Genomic DNA, 12,683 nt, shown 5'->3' with positions numbered 1-12,683 from the left:
TCCTAACTCGCTACATCTAATTCCACAGTTGCTGGCTGTTGTTCTTCCTTTAGAGCACCCAGTTCCTCAATAAAAGCGTCAATTGCCTTGGCTGCTGACTGCTTGCCTGTTTTCAACTTATCAAGAATATTTTCACGTATTGCTGAATAATCTAGTCTGACTTACTGCACAAGAGAGACAGTCTCTTATGTCGGAACTCTTTAAAAGATTGGGGACACGACCCGCTTAAATAGACAAAGTTACGTATGCCGTCTAAATATTCAAGCGACCTGTAGTAAACAATTGATATCCCCCAACAAAACAAGCCAATAAACTTGTAGGGGTGAGGACAGCGCGGCTACTAAAAAATGAGAACTATTCCTATACCCAGCGCCACCCAATTTAGATATCGTTGCTTTTAGGGACTTCCAGATGATGCCCCTCGAGCTGTAGTACTTTTCGCGGGTGGCGACGGGATTGAAGCTGGGATGGTGCAAGCCGGGATTCGTCCGGTCATTGCGGTGGAGTTTGACCCCACAAAACCAGACTTGAGCAGGGCGATCGCCAAAACCCATCACCGCAACTTTAGCGAGTACGGCTGTAGAATAATCCAGCTAACAGTCCAAGAAATAGCACGGTTAGGATTTCTAGGTTTTCCGCGATACCCCGACTATCTCCATGCCTCCCCGGTGTGTGCCAACTTCAGTCAAGCTCACACTGCAAAAGCGGGAAAAGGCATTGAAACGGCTGACGATTTGAGTGCTGCGACGCAGTAGCAGAAGCCATCCGACAGTTGCAGCCACGGGTGTTTACGCTCAAAAATGTTCCACGCTATCAGAACAGTCAGAGTTTCAGTATCATTCTGGATGCTTTGGAGCAAGAGGGGTACTCGGTTACTTACAGCGTGGTCAACATGGATAAATTCGGACTACCCCAGGCGCGTCGGCGGGTAGTTCTGATTGCAAGTAGGGGGTTTCGGGTTGCCCTACCTTCGGGAGCTACACCTTGTGGTTGGTACGAGGCGATCGCGCATCTCATCCCCACGATGTCTGATTCACATCTGCTATCTAAACAGCAACAAGCTTTGGAGAAATTTTTAGCCTGGAATGCGCCGACACCACTGCTAATAGAAAGAGTGGGGGGACGCAAGTTACCCAAGTACAAGGCAGGGTCGCACCCCGCTAATACTATTCTGCGATCCCACTTCACCGACCACAAAGGCTGCAACCGTAGTAAGTTCGCTGATATCTGGTTGCCGGATGGTACGGTCAAATCTTTGTCTATTGAGGGGGCTGCCATTTTACAAGGTTTTCCGTCTTGGTATGAGTTCCCGCCTGAGACTGCTACGGCGGGATCAATCATCGGCTACTCTGTACCACCCAGTTTCGCAACACAACTATTTATATCTGCACAGAGTAAATTATTCGGAGTGAGTGTATGACTAATCTTGTCCAAAACTTAGAACAGTGCTGGTACATTTCTCCACCGTGGGGTCAACGAATTCCGCCGTTACTGGTCAGTTTGTTAGAGCGAGTGTACGTAAAGTCTGCCAAAGCTTTTGGTTATTGCACTGGTGTGGAGTGGTCATAACATGGCTGAAAATATGAAATCTTCGCTTGTAATACCAATATTACTGTTTTGGGAAGTGAACTTATTGGTACAGGTAACTTACAACCGAACACCAAGGAAAAACCTGTGTTTCGACTCGGTGAGTTAGTCGAGTTTCGGTTTCATGGCAATGGGTCACCAATCCGCATAGTCCAGGGCATTCAACTGATTAATGATTCTTGGTTCTACAGCATCGAGTGGATGTCTCCCAGCATATCGGAAAAAGGTGATGAGGTTTTTACCTCCAGAGATTCTATTGCACGGGTGACTGACTATGACTTGGAGCGGGTGCGATTATGACAGTGTACACCTCATATTATCGTGGCGAAATCCAAGGCGAGGCCATCTCAATCTCACTGTATCCTCCCAGAAATTGGAAAGGGTTGAGCAGTTGAGTTTGATCCACAACAGTTCAAGCTTAGTCTTGCATACTAACTAGCTTGGCATAATAACCATTCTGGCCAATTAGTTCGTTATGGCTGCCAGCTTCCACGATACGCCCTTGCTCAAGTATGTATATCCTATCTACATAACGTGTTGCCAACAAACGATGAGAAACTAATACTGTAGTAAGTCCATTCCTGATTGCTCGCAATTGCGATAGAACTAAAGCCTCAGTTTTAGTATCTAATGCAGAAAAACAATCGTCTAACAGCAAGATGGGGGTCTGGCGAATTAGCCCACGGGCTAGACTGGTTCTTTGCTTCTGTCCACCCGATAAAGTTACCCCACGCTCGCCAATTAATGTGGATAAGCCTGCACTGAATTTGTTGATCGTTGCCTCAAGCTGTGCGGCTCGCGCAGCCTGCCAGATTAACTCTAGTGGTCGCTCTGGATTATCGAATGAGATATTCTCCGAAATTGGTGCAGCGAACAAGAAAGTATCCTGGGGGACAAATGACAGATTCTGGCGGAGATGACTTAGCGGGATGTCTCGTAGGTCTTGCCCATCCACTTTGATTTGTCCGCTATTAGACTGCAATTGCCTGGCCAGCAGCCGCAGCAAGGTGGATTTGCCAGATCCTACGCGACCAATGATGGCAATCATTTCGCCAGGGCTAATACTCAAGGATATCTCTTCTAGAACCAGACGCGATCGCACTCCTGCACCGACCGGGTAACTATATGACAGATCGTAAACTGCGATTTCGCCATTGATAGGCTGGGCTGATGAACCTGCTGGAGCATCTTGAATCTCAGGTTTTTCATCCACAATCTCAAATACTCTGGTTGCAGCTGTACTGGCATTCAGCAAAGCATACACTACAAAACTGCTCTCCTTGATTACCCCAAGAATCATAGCCAGATAAAAGATGAAAGCTGTCAGCGTGCCGACGCTCATTTGCCCAGCCAATACTTGGCTTCCACCCACGCCAACAACGATTAAGGTCATCAAACCACTACCCAGCACAGTGGAGGCAGTGAAAATAGCGTTCAAATGGATCAACTTTTGATGAGCTAGCGCATAACGATGTGATACTCCTGTAAAGTGTTTAATCTCTCGCTCTTCCTGGGCATGGGACTGGATGGTACGGATACCCTTGAGGTTTTGCTGCACCGTTTCTGTCAACGCACCAAAACCCACCTGCACCCCTGCCGATGCCAGCAAAATACGCCCAGCCAAATACCAGCCATTAGCGGCTATCACTAGCAGTAACGGAATGAGCAACAATGTCAATTGAACCGACTGTTGCACCATAAAAATCGGTGCAATTAACGCCACACCAATTAGGCTTACTAATCGATGCACCGCAGAACGAAAAAAGCGACGGATAGACTCCATGTCATTGGTCGCTCGTGCAATCAAGTCACCCAACTGGTAATTTGCATAAAAGCCGCGACCAAGGGTTTGTAAGTGCGCGTAGAATTCTTGCCGTAAGTCATAAGATATGTAAATTGAAATTAGTGCATTTTTGCGGCGACCAAAGTGCAGGATCGCAAAGCGTACAGCCGTCAAACCAAGTATTGCAAGAATCGGCAATAAGATATTCTCGTCTTGTTTTGAAATCAGATCAATGCCGACTTTTAGATAGATGGGAATGGCAGCTTCAACAACATGAACAGCCAGCAGAGCTAATACTGCTATCACCCACTGAAAACGGTAAGGCTTAAAGTAGTGAAAAAGTCGCTGCAATGAAGTTAAAGTACGTAAGTCCGCTTTCAATCTTTCTTGATCGATTAACATCGGTTTAATCTTACTATATAGGGAAAAATCAATATTGAATAAAGGTGATTGTTTTGTTGAATTGCTTAATCACAGCACTTTGTATTTAAAGATAATCTACAGCTTTTTAATTTCCGAATAATCAGGTTAATATAGCCTAATTGAAGTCAATTTTTTGTACAAATGTCTATTTCGGGAATCACCTCAATATTAGAAATCTTTAGTTGGGTAGTTTGGTGTGTTTTGACGTATACCCTTGTATAATTGTGCTTCATAAAGCGTTTTATAAAAACCATTACGAAGCATCAATTCTGTGTGATTTCCAACTTCCACTAACTGGCCATGGTTTAATACAACAATGCGATCAGCTCGGCGGATGGTCTGTAATCTGTGGGCAATGATGATGGAAGTTCTGTTGGTGGTGACTTTGGCCAGCGCTGCTTGGATAGCAGCTTCAGTTTCTTGGTCAATACTGGCAGTGGCTTCATCCAGAATGAGGATTTCAGGGTTCAAGGCAATGACACGCGTAAACGCTAACAACTGGCGTTGACCTTGCGATAGATTTTGGCCGCGGTCTTCCAATACCGTATCAAAGCCTAGTGGCAAGCCCTCGATGAAATCTAGGGTCTGTATCAGTTTGGCAGCATGTCGGGCATCTTCTGGCGTGATGGTCGAGTTACCCAATGCAATGTTGTCATAGACGGTGCCAGGGAACAGATGAAAGTCTTGAAAGATCACACCTACACGCTTACGGATCTGTGCAGGGTCTATCTGCATAATGTCGATGCCGTCAATGAACAAGCTTTTTTCAGGCACATCGTAAAAACGGCAGATGAGCCGGGTTAGCGTGGTCTTGCCAGAGCCAGTAGGCCCGACAATAGCGATGTTCTCACCGGGTGCGATATTCAGATTGAAGTGCTGGATAACTGGTTCGCCAGTTTCATAACGGAAATTCAGGTCACGAAACTCGATACGTCCGTGTAAGCCTTCAGGCAAGGGTGTAGGCTGCGACGGCACGGATAAAGACTCTTTCCAGTCCAGCAGCCGGAATATGCGATCGCAAGCCGCCGCCGCTCGGAACACTGCATTTGCTTGATCGCCCAAAGCCACAATCGGACGGAACAGCATGTCGCTAAATTGCAAGAACAACACGACCGATCCCAGGGTGGTAGTGTGGTTCAGTACATGTTGCCCACCAAACCAGAGGATGCAAGCGATCGCCAAATAAGATATGTTATCGACGATCGGGTTGTATATGGTCTCTGCCATGATGGCCTTCGTCTCAGCCACCCGATTGGCATCGTTAATAGCAGAATACTGTTTAAAGCTCAGTGCCTCCCGCCCTGACATCTGCACGATTTCAATACCTGATAAGTTTTCGTGTAAATGCTCGTTGAGGCGCGATAAGGTGGCACGGATGACCTGATAAATCGGACTAGAATAATATCTGAACGTGACGATCACACCCGCCACAACAATCAATAAAGGTGATAGCTTTGCTACCAGTATCGCATCCAGAGACAGCATTACACTAACAGCGACAACTAGGGGAATCAATTCTCCAGCTAGCGCACCGACACCAGTCAGCAGTTCAGACAAGCTCTCGATATCGTTAGCGATCCGAGTCAATACCTGCCCAACCATAACCCGGTCATAAAAAGCAGCAGGGAGATGCTCGACATGGGCAAACAGATCCCGACGCAAGTCGCTCAGACCCAATAGTGCTGCACGAGACAACTGGGTGCGGAAGGCGTACCCAAAACCAGACCACAGCATTACCCAGAGTAAGCCGACTACGCAGGCGGCGATTATTTGTTCGGTGTCCAGCGTGATTGCTAACCATTTGATTAATGCCGTTTGTCCATAGTCTGGGAGATCAGTCCGGTAGTTATGCATCAGGATACCGTCTACTACCACTCGACTAACCACAATTGGTACTAACACGGCGGCGGTGGCCGAGAGCATAGCAAACAGCAGCGCTAACGCAATGCGCCATCGGTACGGAACCATCCAGTGCCGTAAGCGCCAGACATTGCTGGCAAAGGAGTTACGCGTACCGATTGATGCTTCAAAGGGGTCGAGCCGGCCAAGAGTGTTAGAGGTCTTTAATGATGTCATATTGCGATCGCCCCAGGACTGGCATTAACAAATTAGATAAGTCTTCTGCATCGATTTGATGACTTCTTCACAGGTTGCTTCTGGTTATGGCAAAGATGGTTTTTTCGTCAGGTCGTGTAGTCATTGCTTTCTTGATGCATTTACTACTGAAGCAAACCGTATATTTCTGGTTTTGTAGGTTCAAGCTTAAGCTGATATACTACGTCCTCTATTTTCTACTGCTTGTTTTAGTCACTGTAACTACTTAAAAATACTGTTTGTCGGTCGAAATAACGTATTTTAAATGAAGCTTATATTCTCATGAACGAGAGTAAAAAGCAAGCATAAAACTGTTGAACCGGAGAGTTACCAAATATGAGACACTAAGCATGAATACAATTTCATATGAATGCTCATTTGTTAAAAAGTGCAAATAAATTTTAATTATCAACTCTGTAATTGTTGCTATTTATACCGAAATGACGAAAACTTATCGTTTTCAAGGCAATGCAAAATAGTCCAAATTTAAGTATCGATTGTGTAGACAAGGGTATAAAATCGAAATCTAGCGTTTAACGCGCTCTGTAAATCTCTGCATTTTGCGTGAGTACGAAGGATTAACACGCTTATAGCAACGCCGAGTAGTTACAAAACCCTCACTGAAAAATTTACAGAAAGAAACAATGTCAGCTAAAGTTCGGGTTTCCAACGATACGAATAGAGGTGAAAACAGATGGGCTATGCAATCTTAGAAAAGCGCGTGCAATGGCAGTAACACCCCATACAACAGAAAGATTATGCCGATCAGCAGCAAATGACCTGGGAAACCAAGATCCATAGGACTCTCGGATTGTTTTTATTTGTTCAGCTGAACTAAATGCGTGCTGGAGGTATTTATCTTTACCAGTAACTTGAAATGCTGTGATGGCAACCTCTAGGTCATCCAACAGTCCAACTGTATCGGTTGCTAATCTCTCAACAGCAAGATATTCGTCGATTTTCCTAAGTACTTGCTCTGCATCTATTCTCGTAGATTGAATAATATCTAAGTTAGCAAGTAGGTGTCCTGGAGAGTGCCTAACCCCTGGATAATTCTGTAATTGTGCATATAAAAGACTTTCTAACTCATGTTGGAACCGAGGCGCCATTCTATGCTCATGCTTTAACAATTTCGCAAGTCCCATAGTCAATACTGCTGTAGCGTCAGGGAAACTGTTCATCCATAAACTAGGGTGTGGATAAAGCGGTGGAGGAAGTTCTCCATTTTTAGTTCGTATATCTAATAAATGTGTGATGAGTTTAATACCAATTTCTAGGCCTTCTGTTGACGACACCACAGAAAGCATAAGACCTGACAATCCAGATACAAAATCGCAGCTGGGATGAGTAATGAGTGTCTCTAGAGGTAAGTTTTGAATGCAGGTATTAGCAATTTTGTCAAGTTCTGGTGCTGTTAATGCCTGAGCGCAATAACGTAGACAGAAAATTTGTGCGCCAACTCCCAAAAATGCACCACAATAGGGGTTTCTCTGAATGCGATCGCTCCATTCAGGCTCTTGCCAAGCTTCAGAAATATGGTTAACGGACTTGAGCGTTGCTGCTAAGGCTCCTCGCGCCGCATCTTTCCAAGATGCTTGACCTGTAATGGTGTAGAGATCGCAAAATAATATAGCTAAACCACAAGTTCCAGTAAGTAAATCGGACTGTAGCACCTCAAGAGAAAGAAGATCCATGTGGGGATGATAAACAAGCCCTAGCCAAGCTAGATCGTTGGCAGATGATGTTACCGAATCTGCCAAGATAGAAGAACCTAAAGCGATCGCTTCTGAAATCCAGCTATTTTCAACTACGGCAGATTTCATATTGCGTTCTGTAACCTGCAAGTCAACATGAGGCCGGCTTGTCGCCAAACAAGAACGGATCAAATCCATTTGTTGTTCTAGAGGAAATTTATTCAGGCAATGGAGCCTTTGCTGCAAGCAATTCCAGGACGTATCATCGAAATACCCGGCAACTTCGTTTCCCTCTAAGGTAAACACAGCATTGCTATTAGGACGAGAAGTGAAGAATGGGATGTCAAGCCTTAATAAAGCTGCAATTTCGCTTTCCACGATCTGGCAGTGCTGATTTCTGGATTCGGTTTCCAGTTCCTGTGTAAAAACGGGTCCGAGTAGTTGTTGGAAAAAAATCTCTCTTTGAATAGGATCAACCAGTAGCGTCGGAGTCAGACTGGAACGAATCAACTTATGGTAAGTCCAGGTATCACGATAAATAAACCTAACTGGGACATTACTTAAGTAGACCAAAGGACTATCAGCAGCCAGCAGTGCTGTCTGATTGGTCTGCAAACATTCCTGCATCAGCTTGTAACCTGCAAGAATTTCCTGAAGATATTCTGCCGCATCAACTGGATTATTATCCAAAACTGGAGCATGTTGAGTATGACTCCAGGTAAAGTAGTCCTGTTCATTAAGCCTGTTGCCGTTATGTCTGCTTGCTGTTGGACGTTTATAAGGAGTGATGAACTCGCCAGGCATGGCCAAAGCACCAAAATCCTCAGCCTTAATCCCCATCTCAATAGGTGTTGGCATGGCGATGATGCAAGTTTCCACTACTGACTCGGCCAACATCTGTCGGGCAACTTGTTCTGCGGGTAACAAATTGGTTGGGGTTGCGCGTGGTTGGAGTATGGTTTCTAGATCGATAAATACAGGGTACTCCCCATGAGCAACTAAGTTATCCAGCCAAAAGTCACGTCCTTCCAGCAATTGCAAAAGGCGGATTGTCATGCCCATACGCATATAAAATCTTTGAACCTCCTGGGAATTTTGACATGGTTTGTATTCCACGAACTCTTCCCAGGTATAGTTACCCCTTGTCAAGATGCTACGCACATGTAGTTGAGGTTCTAAACCTGATTGATTCAGATCGGTAACCAGGTTAATAAACGCAGCAGCACACCGCAGGTCTTTTGGTTTATAGACGACCTTGTTACCCGATGCAAATGTCAAAATTGCCACTGTGCGTCCTTGGGCGTGAACATCACCTGCGTCTCCTTGAAAGCCAGTTAACTGTCCTAGCTGCATTCCCCTAAACAGTTGAGTGCAGAGTAACTCCCGATCTGCTGCTAGACGTTGACAAATTTCGGTCATCCATCCCCGCCAATTCATATAGGAAACGGCAACCAAGTATGCAAGGACGGGAAATCGTTCAAATCTGTCTAGCCAACTAGTCACGTCGCCATCTAAAATCGGTTGAGACTTAGCCCCCAGGTTATTCAACAAACCTGTATTAGCCGCTAAAAGATGCAGTTCAAAGTCCACAACTGAGCCAACCAGATGCCAAAGTCGATTGGCAAATACAGCTAGCATGTCAGTTAGACCCGCAGCCGATACAGTTAATCCCGACGTTGCAATACACTGTTGCAGGGTAAGCTTTGCACCTTGTAGGAAAGGTTCTATGACTTGATGATATGGGATTTGTTGATTGTCTGAGATATTGTCTGATTGTTTTACCTGTTCCTCTGGGAGTATAGCCAGACTAATTAACTCCACAAGAGCATTAGCCCATTCAGGTAGTTCTTGGGGATTTTTAATTAAGACTTCAACAAATTTAGCTGGAAAATAATTTTGGTTGATGATTGTTGACTGGGAAACAGATGTTTTGATTTGTGCGTTATGGGTCAGGTTTTGAGTTTGCAGATAGATGTCAAATTTTTCCGGTGCATCGTTCGTAATTGCTTTTTGCCATTGCTGTGTCAGTTTCTCAATTCGCGCTTGATTTACAGGCGATCGCGGCAAGAAAAACTCGCTCATGGTACGCTCATGGGATGGAACAGCGCGAGCAATGATTTGTTGTAGCCGTTCTTGCTGCTCTTTGGAAAGTCTAGCCCATATATCAATTGTTAATTTCATCTAATACTCCCGCACGCAGCAATTCATTTAGCATCGATTGAACAACTTCTGGGTTAACATTGCATTTTACAGAGACAATCTCTGAAATTTCTGCTACAGTCTTTCTACCCCTGTGGACTAGATCGCCAATTTCTCGCCATTGACTGTGGCGTTCTTGACCTTGAAATGTTGTAGATTGATGAAATCGTCCATTGAGCCGAAAGCCTGTTTCTAACTCTTCAAATTGCAGCCAGTCGTGAAAACAAAGGCGATCGCTAGGGCGCAAAAATGGCGACATCTGTTCCTCAATCATGCGATTCAGCAATGCAGCTAGCTCTGCACCATCGTTGAAAGTACCCTGAGCATGAATGTAGTAACCGAGAGGCCAGCGATCGCTAGCTGTGGCCGGACTAATTAACTGCACAGTGCGATCGCACATATTCAATAAAAACCCAGTCACACAACCGATGCTGGCCAAAGGATATTCCTCGGTGTTTGCATAGGCCGGATCGCCAGTATACCAAGGCGCCCAAAGCAGGTTTTTTCGCTGTTTCTGCAACAGTTCAGGCTCTTTGTTAGCTCGCTCGCGGAACTTACCTGCATTGCCAAAGGCAAAAGCTGATTCACGATTGAGTGATAGACACTCAACCTGTGCCAACTCTTCGGCGCTGAACTCGGCATGAACTTGATTCAGCATTTTAATACTGAGAATAGAAAAGCGATTCAGCCAGCATCCCCGTTCTTGTGATATTTTCAGCAAGGCACGCGTTTTTGCTGGGTCTTTTAATGCTTGGGCTGTAGTGGTCGGGGGAAACACCCCGGTAATCTTGTAAAAATCAAGACAGAATTGCTCATAGTCTGGATTGTCCAGTGGATCGGTAGCCCAATAAAGGAAACCACTCTGGACGCCAGTTCCCAAATATTGATGCAGAACTAGCAGCACGTCGTTCCACAATACTTGGTTGGCGGGACTATATTCAAAAATACCACTCAGACGCTCTGGACTCAAGGCGCAAAACCAACATCCCACCGAGCAGCCTTTGGTCAATTCAATGCTCAATGAGGCGTGAAGATTAGACTTTGTATGGAAAGGCCCAAGTTCCAGTAATTGCCTAGCAATTTGTCTCTCTCGCCAGCTATAAATCCGCAAATCACTAGGTAGGGCCTGTTTTTTATAAAATTCATTGACCCAGTTGGTTTTGGTAACGACGATTTGCCACATGGCACGCATAGCTTTTGAAGGCTGAGAAACATCGGCTTCAAATAACGATTGCACATCTGCTGGGCTACAATTAATGCCATAGCCAGCAAGTGTTCCTGCTTTATCTTCATTCAGTGCTTTGCGGAAGTCTGGATCGGCTACCCATCGTTCGTTGAAGCGTTTAAAGATAGCATGTTCCTGGAGTTTGCTGTGATAGGTAGTTAAGGACATAAATCTTTATCCAACTTCTAGTTATGATTGGTGAGGTTTTGGTAAACTTCCTAAGATAAATTCACCCACTGAGGTTTCTGCAAAATAGTCTGTCTTCGCCGCCGCAGCAAACATGTCAGAGTCACCGCTGCCTAAAGCACAAGGAGCGAGGTTCATGGCTGTTGCTACTAAGTACATGGTTTGGTAAACTACACCCACGTGTTTTAGTGTTGTGGCATAAGCGATCGCATCATACTTCCAAGAAATTCGTTGGAACCTAGCAGCCAGTGTAATCAATACCTGGGGATTGCTTTGCCGTGCCGCGATGATTGCATAGTTTAACAATGACTCTACGAACCGATCGCGCTCCCGCAGCCGAGTTAGTTGATGCTGCAATGGCTCATAATGATACAATCCGCTCGGTAATCCCTCGCACTGATCGATCGTCAGATAAAACTCCAAATCGTAACATTTACCCCCAGCCGGATAGGGGCGGCTACTGACTTGCATTACCTCTTTTCCATATCCATTAGCAGCCTGAACTGAAATTTCACTGAGAGTTCGTACTCGTGCAACCCGATAAAGAAATTCACCTAACTGCTGTAGCGTAATCGGTTTTGTGTCGTAAGTGTACACGGAACGCCGTGTTTCCATCACATAGCCCAGTGGTGGGTCATTAGCTTGCAGTTGTGCAAGTTCTGGTTGATAAAGGTCGATTTTTGGGCCTTCAGGAGATGGTTTGACTGCTGGCAATGGTTGAATTCGGTTAATGTGACGAAAGTTAGCTCCAAACAAATTGGCGTGCCGACCGTAACGACTGCGACTGTGAAAGACTAGATCGTGGAAGTCCCATTGTGCCAAGGTCAAATTACTATCTTCGCTATCTCCTCCATCTGCAAAGACAGTTGTCAACGCTTCTGCATTTAACAAAAGTTGCAAGCAACCTGCAACAACTTCATCATTAATACCTGCCAAATATCCTCTCAATTGGCGTATGGATTGCGGTTGTGCCAGCAGTGCAATTAAAGCTGTAGCTCGCCAATCATGTAAGATAATCTGTGTATGACCGACAGGAGACTCAAGTACTAGATGTTCGTCTTCGCGTCGGCAATAAGCGAAGCGAGAAAGTTGATAGGGTCGATCGAGGTCTAAATCTCGCCAATGAAAGCGGTAGCTAGGACTGATAGACACAATCGTGGCGATCGCTACTCCACTAGCAACCACTGTATGTTGCAGCCAGCCTCGTGTCAGAAGTTGGTCAAAGTGGTAATAGAATCGGGTCAGCGCTTCACCGCCGTCAGTAGTTAAAACCGACTCGCTTAATTCATCTACAGTTGCTTTACCCTCTTTCAAGGTAGTAAATGCGGCTCGTAAGCCTGGTGTCAAGCACTTGAAAGTGAGTTGACCAAATGCAGAGCTAATACAAAGACTTGCATCTGGCTGATCCTGCAAAATCAATTCCTTTCGCAGCGCAACTTGTAATGAGTTGCTTAGAGACTTGCTGAGTGTATTAAGTGCCATTGCATAAAAT

Annotated in this window: 7 protein-coding genes and 1 pseudogene; 3 read left to right on the top strand and 5 right to left on the bottom strand. The window is 45.3% G+C overall.

What is annotated here, in order from left to right; genetic code table 11:
* The first annotated feature begins 467 nt into the window (after nucleotides 1-467).
* From RRG12_RS03550 to RRG12_RS03540, 3 genes and pseudogenes are all read left to right on the top strand, one after another.
* A complete protein-coding gene (locus RRG12_RS03550; RefSeq protein ID WP_420758375.1) occupies nucleotides 468-755 on the top strand; it encodes a hypothetical protein in 288 nt (95 codons plus the stop codon).
* A gap of 29 nt (nucleotides 756-784) precedes the next feature.
* Nucleotides 785-1,420, top strand: coding sequence for a DNA cytosine methyltransferase (locus RRG12_RS03545; protein ID WP_420758374.1), 636 nt, complete (start codon nucleotides 785-787; stop codon nucleotides 1,418-1,420).
* Nucleotides 1,417-1,887 (top strand): annotated as a pseudogene (locus tag RRG12_RS03540) (DUF1392 family protein). Before RRG12_RS03545 ends, RRG12_RS03540 begins: the two are co-directional and overlap by 4 nt.
* A 118-nt stretch (nucleotides 1,888-2,005) precedes the next feature.
* Here RRG12_RS03540 and RRG12_RS03535 read toward each other — a convergent pair.
* The 5 genes from RRG12_RS03535 to RRG12_RS03515 form a co-directional block, all read right to left on the bottom strand.
* Nucleotides 2,006-3,772 carry an ABC transporter ATP-binding protein gene (locus RRG12_RS03535; protein ID WP_420758373.1) on the bottom strand — a complete coding sequence of 589 codons (1,767 nt, stop codon included), beginning with the start codon at nucleotides 3,770-3,772 and terminating at the stop codon, nucleotides 2,006-2,008.
* A 189-nt stretch (nucleotides 3,773-3,961) separates the two neighbouring features.
* Nucleotides 3,962-5,869: an ABC transporter ATP-binding protein gene (locus RRG12_RS03530; RefSeq protein WP_420758372.1), complete on the bottom strand. Its 1,908-nt coding sequence runs from the start codon at nucleotides 5,867-5,869 to the stop codon at nucleotides 3,962-3,964.
* Nucleotides 5,870-6,534: 665 nt separating this feature from the next.
* Entirely contained in the window at nucleotides 6,535-9,762 is a 3,228-nt protein-coding gene (gene lanM / locus RRG12_RS03525; RefSeq protein ID WP_420758371.1) for a type 2 lanthipeptide synthetase LanM, read from the bottom strand.
* The gene (locus RRG12_RS03520) at nucleotides 9,746-11,173 is read right to left on the bottom strand and encodes a radical SAM family RiPP maturation amino acid epimerase (RefSeq protein ID WP_420758370.1); all 1,428 of its coding nucleotides are present in this window, start codon (nucleotides 11,171-11,173) and stop codon (nucleotides 9,746-9,748) included. Before RRG12_RS03520 ends, lanM begins: the two co-directional genes overlap by 17 nt.
* A gap of 21 nt (nucleotides 11,174-11,194) precedes the next feature.
* A complete protein-coding gene (locus RRG12_RS03515) occupies nucleotides 11,195-12,673 on the bottom strand; it encodes a SagB family peptide dehydrogenase (protein ID WP_420758369.1) in 1,479 nt (492 codons plus the stop codon).
* Nucleotides 12,674-12,683 lie beyond the last annotated feature (10 nt).

Source organism: Nostoc sp. CALU 546, from assembly GCF_048836525.1.
This window is presented reverse-complemented; position numbering and strand designations above follow the sequence as displayed.